Consider the following 20215-nt stretch of genomic DNA (forward strand, 5'->3'; position numbering starts at 1 on the left):
CACAACGGCTTCTGCCGTTCAGCATTTTTCCAAAACTCTCAGGTGGGCGGACCGGCTGCGCCGGTTCTCTTCCAATTCCTGACTGTTTGCTTCAATGGGTTTGCGGGTGATCAGCTTTGCTTTGGCTTTGCCGCCGCATACGCACACCGGAAACTCCGGCGGGCAGGTGCACGCGGTGGACCAGCGGCGAAATTTGTTCTTCACCAGCCGGTCCTCCAGCGAGTGGAAGGTGATCACGCACAGCCGGCCGCCCGGCGCAAGGTGATCAAAAATGGTGTCCAAGCCTTCTTCCAGCGCATCCAGTTCATGGTTCACTGCAATGCGCAGCGCCTGAAAGGTGCGGCGGGAAGGGTTCTTGTTTTTGCGGCGTTCCGCCGGGGGCATGGCGCTGGCCACGATGTCTGCCAGCTGCAGGGTCGTTTCGATGGGAGAATTCTCCCTTGCCTCCACGATCCTGCCCGCGATCTGCCATGCGAAAGGTTCTTCGCCGTAATCCCGCAGAATGCGTGCCAGCTCTTCGCGGCTCTCGGTGTTCACAAGGTCCGCTGCCGTTTCGCCCTGCTGGCTCATCCGCATGTCCAGCGGTGCATCCGCACGGTAGGAAAAGCCGCGGGCCGCATCGTCCAGCTGATGGCTGGAAACGCCCAGATCCAGCAGCGCGCCGTTGACCTTGTCGATGCCAAGGCTTTCCAGAGCTTGTCCGGCATAGCGGAAGTTGATCTGCACCACCGTGGCAGGCAGGCCCGCAAGGCGGGCACGCGCGGTCTGCACCGCGTCCGGGTCCTGATCCAGCGAGATCAGCCTGCCGCCCTTTTCTGCATCCAGCCGCAAGGCGATCTGGCGAGAATGTCCCGCGCCGCCTGCAGTGCCGTCAAGGTAGGTGCCGGCCGGATCAATGGAAAGACCCTCCAGACACTCGTTCAGCAGAACGGGGATATGCTCAAACGAGGCCGGGTCAAAGGCTGCTTGTGTTTCAAGTTCCATCGCTGCGGCCTCCTTTCTCAGTTCATAAGCTTTCCGTGTTCCGGGTACTGTGCACACAGCGCACACTTTTACCCGATAACACAGTTTTATTTTAACAAATCAGGCCCCTGATTGCAAGGGTTTGTGCTCCCGTTTTTGCCGCAAAATGCAACAAAAAAAGTCCCTGTCGGCCGTCATTTCTGCCTGCAGGAACTTTGGTTTTTGCCGTATGTGTAATTTGTGTGTGAAAAAGGCTGTCTTCAGCCGTTTTTCTTGGCGTTCTGGCGCAGATTTGCGCGCACGTTCTTTACCTGTGCCGCATTTTCCACCATCGTTTCCTCGGTGTTCTTGAGCATGTTGTCGCAATAGTCGGTCACGGTCTGGCGCAGGGTGCGGGCCTCGTTCTGGGCTGCAGTGGTGATTTCCCCGGCGCGCTGCTGTGCAGCCTTCACGATCTCGGCTTCGCTCACCAGAATGCGCGCCCGCTCCTCAGCCTTTTTCACAATGGCCTGCGCCTGTGCGTTGGCCGTCTCCACGATCTGAGCGCGGTCGTTCACGATCTGCTGGGCCTGCCGCAGCTCGCCGGGCAGGTTTGCGCGGATCTCGTCCAGATAATCCCGGATCTGCTCCACATCCACGATCTTTTTGCCGCCGGAAAGGGGCACATTGGCACCTTCCTCCAGCGCATCCTCAATGGTATCCAAAAGTTCGTTCACGTTCATAGTGCTTCTCCCTTCGGTTCGTTCTCGGCAGGGTCTGTGTTCTGCATGGGCTTTGTGTATTTCCACAGCAGCACCCTGCCGTACTTGTACTGTTTTTTCAGGGTCAGGCCGCCAGCCTCGGCCGGCAGCACGATGCCGGTCTCGCTCTCGCACAGCACGATGCCGCCGGGCGCGGTGCATTTATCCACCGCAGGCAGGATCTTTTCCAGTGTACCATTGCGGAAGGGCGGGTCCAGCAGTACGATGTCGAACTGCTCGCGGCAGGCGGAAAGATACCGCGCAGCTTCGCCGATATTGACGCGGCTGCGGTCGAACACGCCGCAGGCCTTGCAGTTACGCATGATGATGTTCACCGCCTCGCGGTTCTCGTCCAGAAACACGCAGCGCGCCGCGCCGCGGCTTAGTGCTTCAATGCCAAGCTGGCCGCTGCCCGCATACAGGTCCAGCACCCGTGCGCCGGGCAGGTCGAACTGGACGATGCTGAACATCGCCTCCTTTACCTGCGAAAGGGTGGGCCGGGTCACGTCGGTCCCCGGCAGGGCCTCCAGACTGCGGCCCCGGGCTTCTCCTGCGATCACGCGCATGTTCTCTTTCCTCCTCCTTGCAGCCGGAAGATGTGGCTGCAAACACGTTTTTTGTATCACTTTATTATCACCCAACTGCATATTCTTGTCAAGGGCCGCGCGTTGCGCCGTCTGGCGGTTTGTGCTACAATAAAACCGGCAGCGCCGGGCTTTTGCGGCGCATTCTGGCATAAAAGGAGAGTATTCCCATGAAAGTTCTGCTCATCAACGGCAGCCCGCACGAAAAAGGCTGCACCTATACCGCCCTTTCGCTCATTGCAAAGGAACTGAACGATGCCGGTGTGGACACTGAGATCCTGCATGTCGGCGGCAAACCCGTGGGCGGCTGCATCGGCTGCGGCGGCTGTGCCGCAGGCAACGGCTGCGTGTTTGGCGGCGTGGTCAACGAGGCCATCGAGAAGGCCAAAACTGCCGATGGCTTCGTGTTCGGCAGCCCGGTGCACTACGCATCCGCATCCGGCAACATGACCAGCTTCATGGACCGCCTTGCCTACGCGGGCGGCAGATATCTGGCCTACAAGCCCGCCGCCATCTGCTGCTCGGCCCGCCGTGCAGGCACCACCACCACGCTGGACCAGCTGGTAAAGTACCCGCAGTTCTTCCACATGCCGCTGGTGAACGGCTCCTACTGGGCCATGGTGCACGGCTCCAATGCCGAGCAGGTGCTGCAGGATGCCGAGGGCTGCGCCGTAATGCAGGAGCTGGGCCGCAACATGGCATGGCTGCTGCACTGCATCGAAGCAGGCAGGGCCGCAGGCTTTGAACACCCGCAGAACCCCAAGCGCCCCATGACTAATTTTATCCGCTGATCGGAAAATCAATTTCTGATCCAGAGGCTCAGAACAGTCCATAAGCTGCTCTGAGCCTCTTTTTCTTTGCAGTCCACGCCATTTCGTGCCAAAAGCGGCAAAAATCCTTTGGAAATGGGGCTGCAGCTTCTTTTTTCGTTCATAAGTTTGTGTTACTATAAGATGTAAAGTGATTTTAGCAGGATGGAGACCCTTGTATGGAACACTACGATTGGAACGAAGGCTGGCTGTTCACGCCCCGGTTCGACCCGGCACTGGTGCGGCCGGAGTGCGGACTGGAATTGGAACCGGTGCGCATCCCCCACACTGTGCGGGTGCTGCCCTACAATTACTGCAACGAAAATGAATACCAGTGCCTGTGCGGCTACCGGCGGGAGTTTTTTGCACCCAGAGAGTGGGCAGGCCGCACTGTTCTGCTCACCTTTGGTGCCGTTGCCCATGACGCGACCGTGTTCTGCAACGGGCGGCGGCTGTTCCACCACGCCTGCGGCTACACCGCCTTCACGGTAGATCTGACCAGCGCTTTGCATCTGGGTCAGAAAAACGTGGTGGCTGTGCGCTGCGACAGCCGCGAGGACCTGAACATTCCGCCCTTTGGCGGGCAGATCGATCACCTGACCTACGGCGGCATCTACCGTGCCGTCAGTCTGGACATCAAGGAACCCGCCTACCTGCGGGATGTGTTCATCGAGGCAAAAGCCGAGGGCGATTTCCGCATCTATACCTCCACCGTGGGTGAGACGGTAGGCTGCACCCTGCAGGCCGAGATCCGCAGCCCTTCCGGCAGCCGCGCCGCCTACAGCGGCGAGCTTTCCCTGCCCATCACCGGCGTGCTGAACGGTGTGCACCCGTGGAGCATCGAGCATCCCACCCTGTACACCCTCACCGTACAGCTGATCCGCCCCGGCTCTGCCGGCCTGCCGGACCGTGTGCTGGACGAAAAGACCATCCGCTTCGGTTTCCGCACCGTGCAGTTCGTGGCAGGCGGGCTGTACCTGAACGGTCAGCGCGTGGAGCTGCGGGGCCTGAACCGCCACCAGAGCTACGCCTATCAGGGCTATGCCATGCCGGACAGCATCCAGCGGCTGGATGCTCAGATCCTGAAAAAAGACCTTGGCTGCAACGCAGTGCGCACCAGCCATTCCCCCCAGAGCCCGGCGTTTCTGGATGCCTGCGATGAGCTGGGCCTGCTGGTGTTCACCGAGATGCCCGGCTGGCGGTACATTGGCGACGAGAGCTGGAAGGCGCAGGCCCTGCAGAACTGCCGCGAAATGGTATGCCAGTGCCGCAACCACCCCAGCATCTTTTTGTGGGGTGCCCGTGTAAACGGCAGCGCCGACGACGAAGCGTTTTATAAGCGCACCAACGAGGCCATCCACCGGCTGGACCCCACCCGCCCCACGGCAGGCGCGCGGAACCACCGCAAGAGCCAGCTGCTGGAGGATGTTTACGCCTACAACGATTACTCTTACCGTGGGCGCGGTGCCGCCTGCGAAGCCCGCGCCGCGGTGACTTCCGATCCCCGCAAGGGCTACCTCATCAGCGAGTTCGGCGGGCAGCAGCTGCCCACCAAGCCCTTTGACGACGAGACCCACCGGCTGGTGCAGGCTCTGCGCTATGCCGCCGGGATCAACGATTCCATTGCGCAGCAGGGCGTGGCCGGCAGCTTTGGCTGGTGCATGGCCGATTACAACACCCACCGGGAATTTGGCAGCGGCGACCGCATCTGCTACCACGGTGTGATGGATATGTTCCGCAACCCGAAGCTTTCGGCGGCGGTATATGCAAGCCAGAAAACGCCGCGTTCCCCCTCGGACATCGTGCTGGAAGTCTCTTCCGGCATGGCACTGGGCGACCTGCCCGGCGGCGTTCCCACGGCCTGCTGGGTGTTCACCAACGCCGAAAGCGTACGGCTGTACCGCGGCAACGACTACATTGCCGAGTTCACGCCTGACCGGCACGGCCGTTTTGCCGCCATGACGCATCCGCCCATTGAGATCAACGATTTTGTGGGTTCTCTGTTGGAAAAGTACGAGGGCATGGACCCGGCCTCCGCCCAGATGACAGCCGCTATCCTGAACGAGATGCGCCGGGATGCTATGGAGCTTTCGCCGCTTTCCAAGGCGCGGATGCTTTCGCTGCGGCTGAGCTGGAACGAGGTAGCCCGCATGTATTACAAATACATCGGCGTGCTGGGCACACCGTGCGCAGCCTACCGTTTTGAAGCCGTGTGGCATGGCCGCACCGTGCGCACCGTGGTGCGGGAACCGGTGCAGAGCGTCCGGCTGGAATGCACCGTGCACAACCCCATCCTCACCGACGGCCCCACCTGGGACTGCGCCGCTGTCAGCCTGCGCGCCATCGACCAGAACGGCAGCCTGCTGCCCTACTGCGGCGAAGCCGTTCAGCTGAGCGTGGACGGCCCGCTGAAGATCATTGGTCCCAGCGTGGTGCCGCTGCGCGGCGGCATGGCGGGCACCTACCTTGCCACCACCGGCGAAGCGGGCCGCGCCGTGCTGCACTGCCGCATGGAAGGTGCGCTGGATACCGATGCCGTGGTGACCATCCGCTGCCGGGAAGCTTGATTTCCGTCCCTTCATGATAGATTTGCACTCTGTTCAAAATTTCATCATGGTTGACTGGTATCCTAAGAACTGTAAAATAACGGCGGGCGCGCCCGCTTTGATTCCAAAACAAAGGATGCAGGAGTTATGAGAGAAAAATTCCGTCAGTTTATGATCGGCCGCTACGGTACCGATGGCCTGAACCAGTTTTTGAGCATCGCGTCCATCGTGCTGCTGCTGATCTCGCTGCTCACCCGCTTCAGCCTGTTCACATGGCTGGGTCTGGTGCTGCTGGTGCTGTGCTACTACCGCTCGCTCAGCCGCAACATTTCCAAGCGCACGGAGGAGAACTACCAGTACTATGCCCTGAAGGACCGCGTAGACCGTAAGTTCCGCGGTCTGAAGGATCAGTGGGCCAACCGCAAGCTCTACCACTACTACCGCTGCCCCAAGTGCCGCCAGAAGCTGCGTGTGCCCCGTGGCCGCGGCCGCATCCAGATCTCCTGCCCGCGCTGCGGCACCCAGTTCATCAAAAAGAGCTGAGCGGCCATGTTTGGTTATGTTGTGCCTAATCAGGCCGCGCTTTCGGACGAAGCACAAAAGCGCTACCGCACCGCCTACTGCGGGCTGTGCCGCCGCATCGACGCACTGCACGGCCTGCGGGGCCGCTTTACGCTGAGCTATGACCTCACCTTCCTGAACCTGCTGCTGTGCAGCCTGTACGAGGGCGAGACCGAAGCTTCTTCCGGCCACGACCGGTGCCCCATCCACCCCTTGGGCGGTGTGGAATGGCGGGCGGCCTCCCCCACCGATTACTGTGCAGATCTGAGCGTAGCCTTGCACTACTACAACGCCGAGGATAAGTGGAAGGACGACCGCAGCCTGCTGGGCCTTGGATATGAAAAGCTGCTTACCGGCTGTAAGCAGGCTGCCGAGAGCCGCTGGCCCCGTCAGTGCAGCGCCATCCGCACCTGTCTGGACAGGCTGGCGGAATATGAAGCTGCCGGGAGCGAAGACCTGGATGCCGTGTCCGGCTGCTTTGGCGAGCTGATGGCAGAGCTGTTCGACTACCGGCAGGATCACTGGTCACCGGAGCTGCGCAGCATCGGCTTCCATCTGGGCAAGTTCATCTACCTGCTGGATGCCTATGACGATCTGGAGCACGACCAGCGCAAGGGGGCCTACAATCCGCTGAAAGCACTCAGTCAGCAGCCCGGCTATGAGGAAGAGATGAAAGAGATCTTTGAGCTGCTGCTGGCGCAGTGTGCCCAGAGCTTTGAACGCCTGCCCTGCGTGGAGGACGCAGACCTGCTGCGCAACATCCTTTACTCCGGCGTATGGCTCAAATACAACTGCAAAACAGCCAAGCAGGCCCGCAGCCGTGGCTGAATGGCGGCTTTGTCTTGATTTTTCCACGGCAATACGGTAGACTATAAACATTGCGCGGCACTGTGGCTGCGCGAAATGAGACGTGAGGAAGTATATCCATGAGAGACCCCTATGAGGTGCTGGGCGTTTCGCGCGGCGCAAGCGATGACGAGATCAAAAAAGCATACCGCGCCAAGTGCAAGCGCTGGCACCCGGACCTGAACCCCAACGACCCTACCGCCGAGGAGCACTTCAAGGAAGTGCAGGCGGCTTACGATGCCATTACCAAGGGCGAGACCGGCCCCCAGATGGGCGGAAATCCCTACGGCAGCTACCAACAACAGGGTTACGGCCAGCAGAACTACCAGCAGCAGGGTTATCAGAACGGTTACGGCGGTTTTGACGGATTCGATGGCTTTGACCCGTTCGGTTTCGGGTTTGGCTTTGGCGGCTACCAGCAGGGTTACGGCCAGCAGGGCGCAAGCTATTCCGGCTCCGACAGCCCGGAGATGCAGGCCGCCCGCAACTTTGTGGCCAATGGCCGCTATGCGGAGGCCCGCCGCGTGCTGGACGGCATGACCGGCCGCAATGCCCGGTGGTATTATCTTTCCTCCCTCGCAAATCAGGGCTTGGGCAACCGCATCGATGCGCTGCAGGATGCCCGCCGTGCCGTGCAGCTGGACCCGGGCAACACCGAGTACCAGATGCACCTGCGCCGGATGCAGAACCCCGGCCAGACCTACCGCACCACACAGGCCACCTACACCAGCCCCGGCGGCCTGATGCAGTGGTGCTGGAGCATGATCCTGCTGAACCTGCTTTGCAACTGCTGCTGCGGCGGCTGGGGCTTCCATTTCCGCATGTGATCCCGTTTTTCTCATAAGATACAGCAAGACCCCGCACCTTCTGGTGCGGGGTCTTGTTTTTGCTTTACGACATCACTTTACGGTGATGTTGCGGCTGATCTTGCTGCAGGAGTAATTGCCGCCGATCTCTGCCGTCTGCACATAGGTGCCCGGCTCTGTGGGCAGCTCGCTGGTGGCATCACTGCCCCAGCCGGACTTCTTGTAGCTGTAGCGGATCTTATCGGTGGGCACCACCTGACCATCCACTTCCAGCACAGCCGCTTCATTGAAGCTCTGCAGCTCTTCGGCGGTCATGGGCTTTTCGGCCTGCTGTGCCCAGTACATGCGCACGCCGTTTGTCTTGGGCTTGATCTTGAACATGGCAAAGCCTGCGGTGTTCATATCGCTGCTTTCCAGCGCCAGTGCACCGGCCACATAGTTGCCGGCATCCACCGGCTGCTCGTCCAGATAAATGCGGCTGAACGCGCCCTCCGGCAGATACTTGCGGATCAGGTTCAGCGCAAGGCGCAGGCCGTTGGACACCTGATCGATGGTAGGCACATAGAAGTGCAGTACATCCATCACCGAGACGGCCTCATCGGCCACCCGCAGCAGCACGCTGACATCGTTGCCGTCGATCAGCTGCTTGAGGTAGCTGTACACATTGAACTCCTCTGCCTGATCCGGTGTCTTGGACATCTTCTTGGGCAGCGGAATCATCTTGAGCAGCGTGCGGATCTTATCCGACAGCACCAGCGTCACATAGCCATTCGCTTCGCCGCCAACGCCCACCACAACACCGATATACTGGGTATCGGCAGGGTTGGTCTGCACCTCCAGCTTGTAGTTGGAGCCATAAACAAGGTCGCCCGTGGCTTTGAGCCGGATGGAAACCATATCATTCTGCTGCTCCAGCGCTGCATTTTCCTGCGGCAGAGCTGCTGCGGCAAACACCGGCGTTGCTGCCGCGCTGAGCATGAACACTGCTGCCAGTGCAAGAGCTATCAATCGTTTGGCCTTCATTGCTTAAGACCTCCTTATTCTATAAAGGGATCGCACAGCCGCGCCCCACGGCACACTGCGTCGGGAACCGGCATGATACCATGCCTGTTGTACCTCGATTCTACCGCAAAACGCTGTTTTGGTCAATAACGTGATTCAAGTAATTCAATTTTTTTATATTTTATGCAAAAAAGAGGAACCTGCCCTCTTCCAGTGGTTTCTCCCTCAAGTTCATTCATCAATAAAATATTCCGGGTGGACGCTGCGGGCCTGCGCCACCGACTGCTTATACCGGCTCAGGTGGCTTTCCAGCGCTTCGCTCACGTCGTCCGTGCTGCCGTGCAGCAGTGCTTCCAGAATTGCCGTGTGCGAGGAGCAGACCGACTTGTTTTCCTCGGTCTGCAGGCTGAACTTGCGGATGCGCTCCACATGCTGCAGGCTGGCCAGCATGTGGTCGTAGTGAGCTTCCATGCCGCACAACTCAAAGGATTTGCGGTGGAATGCATTATCCAGCTCCAGCATACGGGCAGTGCGGTCCGGCTGGCTCATATCCGCTTCCAGCACACGGTATGTCTCAATGTTGCTGCGGTATTCTTCCTCCTGCCGGGGTGTCACACGGCCGCGCAGCCGGTTCAGGATCTCTTTTTCCAGTGTATAGCGGGCAAACTGCTCCATCTCCATCAACTTCAGGTTGATGGGTGCCACATGGGTGCCGCTCTGCGGTTTGATGTCCACCATGCGGGCCAGATTGAGCATCAGCAAAGCCTCCCGCATGGGCGTGCGGCTGATGCCCAGCTCTTCGGCCAGCTCCCGGTCATTCAGCGGATCACCGGGCTTCAGCTCCATCGTGATGATCCGGCTGCGGATCGTCTGGTATGCCGTTTCGCGCGCACTCAGTAATGACATGTGGTCTCTCTCCCTTCAACCTCCGGTGTAAAGCAAAAATTGATATACTAGTATTGAAGTTATCAAGACCATATTACCCAACCACAGGTCGGCTGTCAAGTGTGGCTGCAACTAAAAATCGCCAACATTTTTCTCTGTTTTGTCAAGACAGGCCCCATGGCAGCACAAAAGCCCTCCGGGTGAAGGGCTTTTGCTGCGTTTACTTTTTTGCGGAACGGTACACCACCGGCACCCACACAAAGGCCACGGCCAGACCGCACACCACATCAATGATGGAGTGCTGCTTGGTGAACACGGTGGACGCACAGATCAGTGCAGCCCACACCCAGGCCAGAATTTTCAGGGCCGGGCGCTTCTTTGCCAGCTTGCTGTGGCTGAACGCCAGTGCCATGCAGGCCGAGCTTTGGCAATGGATGGACGGGCACACATTGACCGAGGCATCCGCCCTCCAGATCAGCTGCATGATGCTCATTGCAATGTTGCTGCGGCCCACCGCATCCACTGTGGGGCGGATATCCAGACCGTTGGGCAGCAGCATGTACAGGATCAGGCAGAAGGTCATGCCGGAAAACATGGTCAGGCAGAGCTTATCGTAGCTTTGGGTGTCGCACCACCACAGCAGGGCCGTCACACCAGCCAGCAGCACAAACCAGCTGCAATACGGAAAGATGAACCACTCATTGAAGGGAATCCGGTCATCAAGCGGGGCGTGGATGATATATTTGGGATCTTTGATGGTCAGATCCAGCCAGAAGAACCAGATCAGATACACCACCCAGTACAGCTGGAACCACAGGTGCGGACGGCGCCGGCTCCACAATTGTTTGGGATTCATGGTATTTCTCCTATATTTTCAATGTGATAAGATATGATTATACCACATCACGCCATCTTGCGCAAACCTTTCCGGTGCGATAAAATAAAAAGAGTGTTGTAAACTTGCGCTCTGTTTTTGAGCGTACCTATTATAAAAGGAGTCATTATGTTGCAAAGCTTTCCCCTTGTCCGCCTTGCCGCGCTGGATCTGGACGGCACCCTGCTGAACCGGAACAACGAGGTCACCCTTGCCACCCGTCAAGCCATTGCCCGCGCTGTAGAGCATGGCGTGGTGGTGGTGCCCGCCACAGGCCGCCCACTGGCCAGTCTGCCGCCTGTTGTGGCAAAGCTGCCCGGCATCCGGTATGCCATCACCTCCAACGGTGCCGCCGTGTGGGACCTTGGCGATGACCCCATGGGTGCTGTGCACAGCCGCTATGCCAACGCTGCCCAGCGCCACACCAGCGAACCCGCCTGCCTGCTGCACCGCCTGATGCCGACAGAAGTGGCACGGGAAGCTTTTGACCTGTTCCAGCAGTACGATGGCGAGCTGAGCGTATTCAGCGACGGCCTTGCCATCAAGACTCCGGAGGGCATTGCAAAGCTCACCTCCCGCACCGCCCACTTTCTCTCCTCCGAGGCGCGGCAGAACCTGACCGACGGCCGCTTTACCGTCATTCCCGGCATCGAGAGCTGGATGTCCCGCCATGCGCACGAGATTGAAAAACTGTGCATGTTCTTCGACAGCACCGAAAAGACCGCCGCTGCCCTGCCAAAGTTTCAGGCTATCCCGGGCGTGGCCGTGGTGCAGGGTTCGCCGGATAACATTGAAGTGACCGCTGCCGGTGTGGATAAGGGCAGTGCCCTGCTGGCTCTGGCCGACCTGCTGGGCATCCCCCACGAGAACACCCTTGCCGTGGGCGACAGCGAGAACGACCGCGCCATGCTGGAAAAGGCAGGGATCGCCGCTGTTATGGCCAACGGAATGCCCCAGATCAAGGCCATTGGCAGCATTGTGAGCGAAGCCGACTGCGACCACGACGGCGTTGCAGAGCTGTTCGGCAGGCTTGGTATTTGAGCAAACAGGGTCAAAACAGCCCCAATTTTCAGGTCATTCGTCATTTTTGTGCAATGTATACAAGCTCTTATGCAAAACATTGTGCTTGTTGAGCATTACCAAACTTGTTTCCGTCGTTTATACTAATATTACAAGCGCACAGTGGGTGCACCATGCCCAAACGGCAGCCCACGCGCACCAAGAGAGTTCAAACTAAAAGGAGAAATGCATTTATGAATCCCATCGTAGAAAAGGTCTATCAGATCGGCATTATCCCTGTTATCGCTTTTAACAGCGTTGATGAAGCCCTGCCCCTGTGCAAGGCTCTGGCTGACGGCGGTCTGCCCGCAGCTGAGGTCACCTTCCGTACCGCATGCGCTGAGGAGTGCATCCGCAAGATCCACGAGGAGATGCCCGAGATGCTGCTGGGCGCAGGCACTGTCCTGACCACCGAGCAGGCTGACCGTGCAATGGCAGCTGGTGCTTCCTTCATCGTTGCTCCCGGCTTCGATCCCGAAGTCTGCAAGCACGTTATCGACAAGGGCGGCATCATGATGCCCGGCACCTGCTCTGCAGGCGAGATGCAGCAGGCTATGAACATGGGCTGCGAGGCCCTGAAGTTCTTCCCCGCTGAGGCAAACGGCGGTGTCGGCATGCTGAAGAACATCGGCGCTGCCCTGAAGAGCGCACGCTGGATGTGCACCGGCGGTGTCAATGCAAAGAACGTCAACGATTATCTGGGCTATGACCAGATCTTCGCTGTGGGCGGCACCTGGATGTGCAAGAGCGACGTGATCAAGGCTGGCGACTGGGCAAAGATCACCGCTCAGAGCAAGGAAGCGGTTGACACCATGCTGGGCCTGAAGCTGATGCACGTTGGCATCAACACCGAGAACGAGGAAGAGGCCATGAAGTTGGCAAACCTCATCGGCAGCCTGCTGAACATGAAGGTCGCTCCCGGCAATTCCAGCATCTTTGTCGGCAACAAGGAGTTCGAGATCATGAAGAAGCCCGGCCGCGGCACCAATGGCCACATCGCCATCGGCTGCAACAACGTGGATCGTGCCATCTATCACCTGTCTCAGCGCGGTGCCAAGTTCGATCTGGACAGCAAGGTCGTGAAGAACGGCAAGACCATCGCCTGCTACTTTGCAGACGAGATCGGCGGCTTCGCATTCCACCTGGTTCAGGCCTGAGCTCCGGCTCCCCTATCCGTAAAAGCCCTGCTGCGCCGGGGATGCCCCGCAGCAGAAGGTCATAAACACCTGTAAATAAAAGGAGAATAACCAATGAAAGTCGTTACTTTTGGCGAACTGATGGTTCGTCTGCAGCCGTTCAACTACGAGCGTTTCGTTCAGGCTAACAGCCTGGAGTTCAGCTTCGGCGGCGGCGAGGCAAACGTTGCTGTTTCTCTGGCCAACTACGGTCTGGACGCAGCTTTCGTCACTAAGCTCCCCGCACACGCAATCGGTCAGGCCGCTGTCAACAGCCTGCGCCGTTACGGCGTTGACACCAGCATGATCACCCGCGGCGGCGATCGCGTTGGCATCTACTACAACGAGAAGGGTGCTTCTCAGCGTGGTTCCGTCTGCATCTACGACCGTGCCAACAGTGCCATCCAGCTGGCTCAGCCCTCCGACTTTGATTGGGATAAGATTTTCGAGGGCGTGGACTGGTTCCACTTCACCGGCATCACCCCGGCTCTGGGTGCAAACGTTGTTGAGATCTGCCTGGAGGCCTGCAAGGCTGCTAAGGCTCACGGCGTGAAGATCAGCTGCGACCTGAACTACCGCGGCAAGCTGTGGACCCGCGAGCAGGCTCGCGAGGCTATGACCAAGCTGTGCGAGTACGTTGACGTGTGCATCTCCAACGAGGAGGACGCAAAGGACGTGTTCGGCATCGAGGCCGAGGCTACCGATATCTACGGCGGCAAGCTGAATGCTGAGGGCTACAAGAGCGTTGCAAAGCAGCTGGCTGACAAGTTCCACTTCGAGAAGGTCGCTATCACCCTGCGTGAGAGCCACAACGCTTCCGAGAACGGCTGGAGCGCAATGCTGTACGATGTTGCTTCCAATGAGTACTGCTTCTCCAAGAAGTACGAGCTGAAGATCATCGACCGCGTTGGCGGCGGTGACTCCTTCGGCGGCGGCCTGATCTACGCTCTGCTGAACGGCAAGAGCACTCAGGATGCTGTTGAGTTCGCTGTTGCTGCTTCTGCTCTGAAGCACTCCATCGAGGGCGACTACAACATGATGACCGTGTCCGAGGTCGAGAAGCTGGCTGGCGGCGACGGTTCTGGCCGTATCCAGCGCTAATTGCAGGAAGGAGTCCAGAATGGATATCCGCTACTCCTGCAACCAGAAGGATTTCAAGCGCTATACCACTGAGGAAATGCGGGACGAAATGCTCATCACCGGCCTGTACAAGGCCGATGAGGTCGTTGCTGTGTACAGCCATGTGGACCGCATGGTCACGCTGGGCTGCATGCCGGTGCACGAGACCGTGTCCATCGACAAGGGCATCGATGTGTGGGCAAACTTCGGCACCCACTACTTTCTGGAGCGCCGCGAGATCGGCATGTTCAACATCGGCAAGGATTCCACCGGCATCGTGGTGGCCGACGGCGTGAAGTACGAGCTGGGCTACAAGGACTGCCTGTACATCACCAAGGGCACCAAGGAAGTCACCTTTGCTTCCGCCGACCCGGAGCATCCCGCCAAGTTCTACATGGTATCCGCTCCCGCACATTGCTCTTACGAGACCCGCCTGATCAAGATGGCCTATGCAAACCATCGTCCTCTGGGCAGCGTCGAAACCTGCAATAAGCGCACCATCAATCAGTTCATCCACCCGGATGTGCTGAAGACCTGCCAGCTGAGCATGGGTATGACCGAACTGGAATCCGGTTCCAACTGGAACACGATGCCCAGCCACACCCACGAGCGGCGCATGGAAATTTATACCTACTTTGAACTGCCCGAGGGGCAGGTGGTGTTCCACATGTGCGGCGAGCCTACCCAGACTCGCCACATCGTGATGCACAACGAGGATGCTGTCATCAGCCCTTCTTGGAGCATTCACAGCGGCGTAGGCACCTCGAACTATACGTTTATCTGGGCAATGGGCGGCGAGAACATGGAGTTTGACGACATGGACAACATCGCTACCACTGACCTGCGCTAAAAAGCACCATACACAAGCCCCGTACCGGGTCCACCGGTACGGGGCTTTTTGCTAAAAATTCAACTTGAACCCTCTCCGTCATTGCTGCGCGATGCCACCTCTCCCGAAGGGCGAGGTTTTTATCCATCTTTCCTCAACGTATCTAAAAGCTCCCCCTTCGGGGGAGCTGGCTGCGAAGCAGACTGAGAGGGTTATTTAACTTGAGAAGGAGAAAATCATGGATCTTTCCGCTTTCAACCTGCAGGGCAAGGTGGCTCTGATCACCGGCGGTGCCCACGGCATCGGTTTTTCCATCGCCGAAGGCATGGCCAAGTGCGGTGCAACCGTCTGCTTCAACTGCTCTTCCGAAGCAAGCCTTGAAAAGGGCCTTGCAGCATACAAGGCAGTCGGCATCGACGCACACGGCTATGTGGCCGACGTGTCCGATGAGGACGCTGTGAACGCCATGGTTGCAAAGATCAAGGCCGAGGTCGGCCCTGTGGACATTCTGGTAAACAATGCCGGCCTGATGAAGCGCGTGCCCATGATCGAGATGAGCCACGCCGACTTTATGCGGGTCATCGATGTGCATGTAGGCGGTGCCTTCAACTGCTCCAAGGCCGTTCTGCCGGACATGATGGAAAAGCGTGAGGGCAAGATCATCAACATCTGCTCCATGATGAGCGAGCTGGGCCGCGAGACCGTCTCCGCCTACGCCGCCGCCAAGGGTGCACTGAAGATGCTCACCAAGAATATCGCTTCCGAGTACGGCGAGTACAACATCCAGTGCAACGGCATGGGCCCCGGCTACATTGCCACTGCCCAGACCGCACCTCTGCGGGAGGTGCAGCCGGACGGCAGCCGCCACCCCTTCGACCAGTTCATCACCGCCAAGACCCCCGCAGGCCGCTGGGGTGAGCCGGACGACATGGTGGGCCCCTGCGTGTTCCTTGCAAGCCACGCTTCCGACTTTGTGAACGGTCAGATCCTGTACGCCGACGGCGGCATTCTGGCTTACATCGGCCGCCAGCCCAAGTAAGACCATTTGGTGCTGCGCCTTCCTTAATCTTCCGACCAGACAGCTCTGTGCAGGCCAAAGTCTGCATGGGGCTGTCTTTTTACGAAAGCGGCAAGCGGCCTTTCCCACAAAACTTTGCTTCATGTCAACTCATGTTAAAATGTTCCAATTTCATGTCAAATTGGTAACAGTTCCTGTTTCATCGTTCAAAATGCACATAGGCGTCTTGATTTTTTGTCGAAATTCCCGTATAATCGTCTTCATCATCCATCACACCCTGTTGGTTGATCTGAATACGAAGAAATTTCAAAGGAGTATATTTCACATGAAACTCAAGAACATTGCGATCGTTGCTGCCGCTGCAGCACTGGCTGTTGGCATGACCGCCTGCGGTTCTTCTGCATCCTCCACCGCCGCTTCCTCTTCTGTGGCTTCTTCTGCTGCCGCTTCTTCCGAGGCTGCAAGCTCTGAGGCTGCTTCCAGTGAAGCTGCTGAGCCCACTACCGCTGAGTACACCGTGTACAACACCACCGGTTCTACCGTCACCGAGCTGTATCTGTACAATGCAGGCAGCGACGAGAAGGGCGACAATCTGGCCGGCGAGAACGGTCTGGCTGACGGTGAGAACATCGTCATCACCCGCGATGTGGAGGCTGACAAGCAGTCCGACGTGACCTACATTCTGGAGTTCACCACCGAGGACGGCCAGACCCAGAGCTTTGAGACCCTGCACTACGAGGTCGCTCCCATCTCCCTGCTGAGTGTGGATGCCGCTGCAGGTGCTACCCCCATCGCTTTTACTGCACCGGAAAAGTAAGAACTGTTTCATCCTTGCAAAATGGGAAAGTCTGCGGGCTTTCCCGTTTTATTTTTTTGCCAAAAGAGGGCTGAGGCTGTCATTTTCCCTTGCAATCACGCCAAAAATCCGCTATCATAGACGCAAATACGTTCCCTTGCGGCATAAAGGGAGTAAAGGAGTGGATTTTCTTATGGCAGAAAAAGAAGTGAAAGGCATCAAAAAGTTTTTTGAAGAGTTCAAGGCCTTTGCCATGCGTGGCAATGTGCTGGATATGGCAGTCGGTGTTGTGATCGGCGGTGCCTTTACCGCCATCGTCAACTCACTGGTGAACGACATCATCAACCCCGCCATCGGCCTGTTTTTCAACGCAGATTTCTCGGACGTCGGCATCCATGTGGGCGATGTGATGATCGGCATTGGTTCCTTCATCAATGCCATCATCAACTTCCTGATCGTGGCCTTTGTGCTGTTCGTGGTCATCAAGTTCGTCAACGCCCTGCACAAGAAGCCTGCTGAGCCGGAAGCCCCCGCAGAGCCCACCACCAAGGTGTGTCCCTACTGCCAGAGTGAGATCTCCATCAAGGCGGTGCGCTGCCCCCACTGCACCAGCAATCTGGAGGGCTTCCCGGAGATCAACAATTAAATTTTGAATGGCCTCCGCTTTGCTCTGGCCATATTCAGCGGAATCATTTTCTAAATTACAAATCGGGAAAGTCTGCGGACTTTCCCGATTTGTTTTTTCACCCGCGGAGCCGCAAAGGCAAACAGCATAATCAACGCAAAACCTCCCTGCCCGGCCGCAGTCGCTGCGGTTCCAGAGCGGGGAGGTTTTATTTTATCCGGGAAAAATATGGAAAATCAGTCCGGTGAAGCTTTACTTGACCTTGGTCAGGTCTGCCAGCTTGTGGAAGATCTCGGTGTTGTCAAACACGCCGCCGAACTTCTCCGCACCCACGCCGTTGGCGTAGACGTTCACCATGGCACCGGTGTGGGCGTAGGTGGTGTGGTCCATACCGGATTTATGGTTGATGGTATGGCAGATGGCCATGCTGAAGGGGATATAGGTGCCGTACAGCTCATAGTCCTGCTGAGACATGTCCTTCTGGCTGGCAGAGCCGACCTTCAGGGTGCGCTCGTAGGCGGTGCGCAGGTTCTGCGCCTCGTAGTCGGTCAGCAGCAGCTTGCCGGCGTTGGCGGCATCCGGGTCGCTGGGCAGGGTCAGACCGAAGCTTGCCTTCACATCCTGCATGGCAGCCTCAAAGGGGGTCTTGTTGGCGATGTAGTTCTGCACATAGGTGGAATCAAACTTTGCGTAGGACATCTTCTGGTGGGTCAGGTTCGTCAGGAAGGTGTCGTAGTTGGTGGTCTTGTAGCCGATGGCCATACCGCCGGTCTCGTGGTCGGCAGTGACGAGGATCAGGGTCTCGTTGGGGTGCTTCTGCTGGAACTCCACGGCAGCCTGCACGGCGTTGCTCATTTCCAGCACATCGTGGATGGAAGCAGCGGCATCGTTTGCATGGCAGGCCCAGTCGATCTTACCGCTCTCGGTCATGAGGAAGAAGCCCTTGGGGTTATCCAGCAGCTCGATGCCCTTCTTGACGTAGTCGGTCAGCTGCCACTCGCCTGCGGCGGCATCCATGGCGTAGTTCATGGCCTTGCCGTCGGCCAGATTTTCGGCAATGATCAGGGTCTTGCCTGCACCTGCGGTCAGGGCAGCAGCGCCTGCCTGCGTGGTGACCACATTGTATCCGGCCTGAGCAGCCACCTCGTGGTTGTTGGGGCCGGTGCCGTCGCCGTTCACCTTCTGGAACTCGCCGCCGGCAAAGTATTCAAAGCCGGAGTTTGCCAGCTCTACGCCGATCTGGTAGTAGTTCTTGCGGGTCTTCTGATGAGCGTAGAAGGCGGCGGGAGTGGCGTGGTCGATATTGACCGAGGAGATGATGCCCACCTTGTAGCCCTTCTGGGCGTGCAGCTTTTCGGCAATGGTCTCATAGGGCACATCGCGGGTCCACGGGCACATATTTATGACACCGCTCTCGGTCTTGTGGCCAGTGGCGATGGCGGTTGCGGTGGAAGCGGAGTCCGGGCAGAAAGAAGTGCTGTCGTAGGTGGTCACGCTGCCCACGGTGGGGAAGCTGGTGAAGCTCAGGTCGGCCTCGGTCACAGCACCGTTGTTGTCCACGGTGCCCTTGTAGAAGCGGGCAGACTGGATCTGGGCAGTGCCCATGCCGTCGCCGATGAACAGGAAGATGTACTTGGGTTTCTGGAACAGGCCCAGCAGGCAGTTCTCCTCGTCGGCTGCGGCATCCGCATCCGGCTGTGCTGCGTTTGCGGCAACGGGTGCAGCAGCCATCATGCCGACGGCAGAAGCAGCTGCGCCAAACTTGAGAAAGCTGCGGCGGGAGATCTTGTTTTCTTTCATGACGTGATCCTCTCTTTTCATTCAATCAAACATTGCGGGCCTGCCTCAGGCCCCGTTTTTTGTCTTTCGGGAACGTCTTTATTGTAGCGCACCGCCTTGCGGGGAAAAACCATGCCGCCGCAAAGCTTTGGTAAAACCGGTGCGGCTGCATCCGCGCCAACGTAAAAAGCCGGAAAGGGATGTAAAATCCTGCTCAAGTGCCACCACTTTTTCCACAAACGTCTCTGCAAGGGTTGAAAGATGATGGCATTTCATTGTACAATAAGAGGGTAAGTGCTTTTTTACCTTTATATAAATTGAGAGGATTTTATATGGCAGAGATCAAAGTTCTGGCACTGGATCTGGATGGCACCCTGACCAACAGCCAGAAAGAAGTTACACCCCGCACCCGCGCCGCACTGGATGCCGCAATTGCAAAGGGTGTCACCATCGTGCTGGCATCCGGCCGTCCCACCGCGGGCGTGCTGCCGCTGGCAAAGGAACTGGGGCTGGATAAAAAGGGCGGCTGCATCCTTTCTTACAACGGCGGCAAGATCATCGACTGCCGCACCGGCGAGACTTTGTACCAGAAACAGCTGGATGCCCAGTACGTACCCGAGCTGTGCGCCTTTGCCGCCGCACAGAACGTGACCATTATCACCTATAATAAAGAGGGCGTTGTCACCGAGCACCCGGATGACAAGTGGGCACTGCGCGAGTGCTTTACCTGCAAGCTGCCCATGACCGGCGTGGACGATCTGGCAAAGTATGTGGATTACCCCATCTGCAAAATGCTCATCACGCTGGACCCCGCCCGCCGGGACGAGGTGTGGGCCGCCGGCAAAAAACAGTTTGACGGCCGCATCGACCTGTACCCCTCCAGCCCGTTCTTTATTGAAGCCGTGCCGCTGGGCGTTGCCAAGGACGGCAGCCTTGCCGCCCTTTTGGAGCACATGGGCCTTGGCCGCGAAAACCTGATGGCCTGCGGCGACGGCCTGAACGACCGCTCCATGATCGAGTACGCCGGTGTGGGCGTGGCCATGCAGAACGCCGAAGAGCCGGTAAAGGCCGTAGCCGACTATGTGACTGCCGCCGACAACGACCACGACGGTGTGGCCGAGGCTGTGGAGAAGTTTATTTTATAACCCTCTCCGTCTTTGCTTCGCAAATCCACCTCTCCCGAAGGGCGAGGTTTTATC

The 20215-nt window shown here is 58.2% G+C and carries 21 protein-coding genes; 13 read left to right on the top strand and 8 right to left on the bottom strand.

Annotation, left to right across the window (positions count from 1 at the left end; translation table 11 throughout):
- Positions 1–18: 18 nt before the first annotated feature.
- The 3 genes from rsmH to rsmD form a co-directional block, all read right to left on the bottom strand.
- On the bottom strand, positions 19–984 hold the full coding sequence (gene rsmH / locus GKG34_RS02380; RefSeq protein WP_005944076.1) for a 16S rRNA (cytosine(1402)-N(4))-methyltransferase RsmH: 966 nt from the start codon (positions 982–984) through the stop codon (positions 19–21).
- A 239-nt stretch (positions 985–1223) separates the two neighbouring features.
- A complete protein-coding gene (locus GKG34_RS02385) occupies positions 1224–1685 on the bottom strand; it encodes a hypothetical protein (protein WP_005944071.1) in 462 nt (153 codons plus the stop codon).
- A complete protein-coding gene (gene rsmD / locus GKG34_RS02390) occupies positions 1682–2269 on the bottom strand; it encodes a 16S rRNA (guanine(966)-N(2))-methyltransferase RsmD (protein WP_044953972.1) in 588 nt (195 codons plus the stop codon). Before rsmD ends, GKG34_RS02385 begins: the two co-directional genes overlap by 4 nt.
- Before the next feature lie 188 nt (positions 2270–2457).
- Between rsmD and GKG34_RS02395 the strand changes: the two genes are divergently transcribed.
- From GKG34_RS02395 to GKG34_RS02415, 5 genes are all read left to right on the top strand, one after another.
- Positions 2458–3078 (top strand): flavodoxin family protein, encoded by a 621-nt coding sequence (locus tag GKG34_RS02395; RefSeq protein WP_005944067.1) that lies wholly within the window; start codon positions 2458–2460, stop codon positions 3076–3078.
- Positions 3079–3275: 197 nt separating this feature from the next.
- On the top strand, positions 3276–5663 hold the full coding sequence (locus GKG34_RS02400; RefSeq protein ID WP_154255514.1) for a glycoside hydrolase family 2 TIM barrel-domain containing protein: 2388 nt from the start codon (positions 3276–3278) through the stop codon (positions 5661–5663).
- Between the two features lie 126 nt (positions 5664–5789).
- Positions 5790–6185: a hypothetical protein gene (locus GKG34_RS02405; protein ID WP_005944061.1), complete on the top strand. Its 396-nt coding sequence runs from the start codon at positions 5790–5792 to the stop codon at positions 6183–6185.
- Between the two features lie 6 nt (positions 6186–6191).
- Positions 6192–7031: a DUF5685 family protein gene (locus GKG34_RS02410; protein ID WP_097777430.1), complete on the top strand. Its 840-nt coding sequence runs from the start codon at positions 6192–6194 to the stop codon at positions 7029–7031.
- 98 nt (positions 7032–7129) lie between these two features.
- Entirely contained in the window at positions 7130–7876 is a 747-nt protein-coding gene (locus tag GKG34_RS02415) for a J domain-containing protein (protein ID WP_154255515.1), read from the top strand.
- Between the two features lie 72 nt (positions 7877–7948).
- Here GKG34_RS02415 and GKG34_RS02420 read toward each other — a convergent pair whose 3' ends face one another.
- From GKG34_RS02420 to GKG34_RS02430, 3 genes are all read right to left on the bottom strand, one after another.
- A complete protein-coding gene (locus GKG34_RS02420) occupies positions 7949–8878 on the bottom strand; it encodes a hypothetical protein (protein WP_154255516.1) in 930 nt (309 codons plus the stop codon).
- A gap of 210 nt (positions 8879–9088) precedes the next feature.
- Positions 9089–9763, bottom strand: a complete 675-nt coding sequence (locus tag GKG34_RS02425) for a GntR family transcriptional regulator (protein ID WP_154255517.1) — start codon at positions 9761–9763, stop codon at positions 9089–9091.
- Between the two features lie 199 nt (positions 9764–9962).
- A complete protein-coding gene (locus tag GKG34_RS02430; RefSeq protein WP_154255518.1) occupies positions 9963–10598 on the bottom strand; it encodes a phosphatase PAP2 family protein in 636 nt (211 codons plus the stop codon).
- Between the two features lie 147 nt (positions 10599–10745).
- On the opposite strand from GKG34_RS02430, the gene GKG34_RS02435 reads away from it, so the two are divergent.
- The 7 genes from GKG34_RS02435 to mscL all read left to right on the top strand — a co-directional run bounded on the left by GKG34_RS02435 (position 10746) and on the right by mscL (position 17258).
- Complete coding sequence (locus GKG34_RS02435; protein ID WP_097774331.1) at positions 10746–11657, top strand: HAD-IIB family hydrolase; 912 nt, start codon at positions 10746–10748, stop codon at positions 11655–11657.
- A 212-nt stretch (positions 11658–11869) separates the two neighbouring features.
- Positions 11870–12832: a bifunctional 4-hydroxy-2-oxoglutarate aldolase/2-dehydro-3-deoxy-phosphogluconate aldolase gene (gene eda, locus GKG34_RS02440; protein WP_097781351.1), complete on the top strand. Its 963-nt coding sequence runs from the start codon at positions 11870–11872 to the stop codon at positions 12830–12832.
- A gap of 93 nt (positions 12833–12925) precedes the next feature.
- The gene (locus GKG34_RS02445; protein ID WP_154255519.1) at positions 12926–13951 is read left to right on the top strand and encodes a sugar kinase; all 1026 of its coding nucleotides are present in this window, start codon (positions 12926–12928) and stop codon (positions 13949–13951) included.
- 19 nt (positions 13952–13970) lie between these two features.
- Positions 13971–14819 (top strand): 5-dehydro-4-deoxy-D-glucuronate isomerase, encoded by an 849-nt coding sequence (gene kduI / locus GKG34_RS02450; protein ID WP_154255520.1) that lies wholly within the window; start codon positions 13971–13973, stop codon positions 14817–14819.
- A 217-nt stretch (positions 14820–15036) separates the two neighbouring features.
- Positions 15037–15837 (top strand): gluconate 5-dehydrogenase, encoded by an 801-nt coding sequence (locus tag GKG34_RS02455; RefSeq protein ID WP_154255521.1) that lies wholly within the window; start codon positions 15037–15039, stop codon positions 15835–15837.
- Positions 15838–16141: 304 nt separating this feature from the next.
- Positions 16142–16633 carry a cytochrome C gene (locus GKG34_RS02460; protein WP_154255522.1) on the top strand — a complete coding sequence of 164 codons (492 nt, stop codon included), beginning with the start codon at positions 16142–16144 and terminating at the stop codon, positions 16631–16633.
- A gap of 172 nt (positions 16634–16805) precedes the next feature.
- Positions 16806–17258 (top strand): large conductance mechanosensitive channel protein MscL, encoded by a 453-nt coding sequence (gene mscL / locus GKG34_RS02465; RefSeq protein ID WP_154255523.1) that lies wholly within the window; start codon positions 16806–16808, stop codon positions 17256–17258.
- A 231-nt stretch (positions 17259–17489) separates the two neighbouring features.
- On the opposite strand, the gene GKG34_RS02470 is transcribed toward mscL, so the two are convergent.
- Positions 17490–19037, bottom strand: coding sequence for an alkaline phosphatase (locus GKG34_RS02470; RefSeq protein ID WP_243139194.1), 1548 nt, complete (start codon positions 19035–19037; stop codon positions 17490–17492).
- Between the two features lie 78 nt (positions 19038–19115).
- The gene (locus tag GKG34_RS02475; protein WP_154255525.1) at positions 19116–19253 is read right to left on the bottom strand and encodes a hypothetical protein; all 138 of its coding nucleotides are present in this window, start codon (positions 19251–19253) and stop codon (positions 19116–19118) included.
- Between the two features lie 95 nt (positions 19254–19348).
- Here GKG34_RS02475 and GKG34_RS02480 point away from each other — a divergent pair, with 95 nt between their 5' ends.
- Positions 19349–20161, top strand: coding sequence for a Cof-type HAD-IIB family hydrolase (locus GKG34_RS02480; protein WP_120080576.1), 813 nt, complete (start codon positions 19349–19351; stop codon positions 20159–20161).
- The last annotated feature ends 54 nt before the right edge of the window (positions 20162–20215 follow it).

It is taken from the genome of Faecalibacterium sp. BIOML-A4 (assembly GCF_009679665.1).
GTDB lineage: Bacteria > Bacillota > Clostridia > Oscillospirales > Ruminococcaceae > Faecalibacterium > Faecalibacterium taiwanense.

Bases quoted from the DNA above. Each gene is read 5' to 3' on its own strand.
- rsmH (WP_005944076.1), bottom strand. From the start codon at position 984: ATGGAACTTGAAACACAAGCAGCCTTTGACCCGGCCTCGTTTGAGCAT.
- GKG34_RS02385 (WP_005944071.1), bottom strand. From the start codon at position 1,685: ATGAACGTGAACGAACTTTTGGATACCATTGAGGATGCGCTGGAGGAA.
- rsmD (WP_044953972.1), bottom strand. From the start codon at position 2,269: ATGCGCGTGATCGCAGGAGAAGCCCGGGGCCGCAGTCTGGAGGCCCTG.
- GKG34_RS02395 (WP_005944067.1), top strand. From the start codon at position 2,458: ATGAAAGTTCTGCTCATCAACGGCAGCCCGCACGAAAAAGGCTGCACC.
- GKG34_RS02400 (WP_154255514.1), top strand. From the start codon at position 3,276: ATGGAACACTACGATTGGAACGAAGGCTGGCTGTTCACGCCCCGGTTC.
- GKG34_RS02405 (WP_005944061.1), top strand. From the start codon at position 5,790: ATGAGAGAAAAATTCCGTCAGTTTATGATCGGCCGCTACGGTACCGAT.
- GKG34_RS02410 (WP_097777430.1), top strand. From the start codon at position 6,192: ATGTTTGGTTATGTTGTGCCTAATCAGGCCGCGCTTTCGGACGAAGCA.
- GKG34_RS02415 (WP_154255515.1), top strand. From the start codon at position 7,130: ATGAGAGACCCCTATGAGGTGCTGGGCGTTTCGCGCGGCGCAAGCGAT.
- GKG34_RS02420 (WP_154255516.1), bottom strand. From the start codon at position 8,878: ATGAAGGCCAAACGATTGATAGCTCTTGCACTGGCAGCAGTGTTCATG.
- GKG34_RS02425 (WP_154255517.1), bottom strand. From the start codon at position 9,763: ATGTCATTACTGAGTGCGCGCGAAACGGCATACCAGACGATCCGCAGC.
- GKG34_RS02430 (WP_154255518.1), bottom strand. From the start codon at position 10,598: ATGAATCCCAAACAATTGTGGAGCCGGCGCCGTCCGCACCTGTGGTTC.
- GKG34_RS02435 (WP_097774331.1), top strand. From the start codon at position 10,746: ATGTTGCAAAGCTTTCCCCTTGTCCGCCTTGCCGCGCTGGATCTGGAC.
- eda (WP_097781351.1), top strand. From the start codon at position 11,870: ATGAATCCCATCGTAGAAAAGGTCTATCAGATCGGCATTATCCCTGTT.
- GKG34_RS02445 (WP_154255519.1), top strand. From the start codon at position 12,926: ATGAAAGTCGTTACTTTTGGCGAACTGATGGTTCGTCTGCAGCCGTTC.
- kduI (WP_154255520.1), top strand. From the start codon at position 13,971: ATGGATATCCGCTACTCCTGCAACCAGAAGGATTTCAAGCGCTATACC.
- GKG34_RS02455 (WP_154255521.1), top strand. From the start codon at position 15,037: ATGGATCTTTCCGCTTTCAACCTGCAGGGCAAGGTGGCTCTGATCACC.
- GKG34_RS02460 (WP_154255522.1), top strand. From the start codon at position 16,142: ATGAAACTCAAGAACATTGCGATCGTTGCTGCCGCTGCAGCACTGGCT.
- mscL (WP_154255523.1), top strand. From the start codon at position 16,806: ATGGCAGAAAAAGAAGTGAAAGGCATCAAAAAGTTTTTTGAAGAGTTC.
- GKG34_RS02470 (WP_243139194.1), bottom strand. From the start codon at position 19,037: ATGAAAGAAAACAAGATCTCCCGCCGCAGCTTTCTCAAGTTTGGCGCA.
- GKG34_RS02480 (WP_120080576.1), top strand. From the start codon at position 19,349: ATGGCAGAGATCAAAGTTCTGGCACTGGATCTGGATGGCACCCTGACC.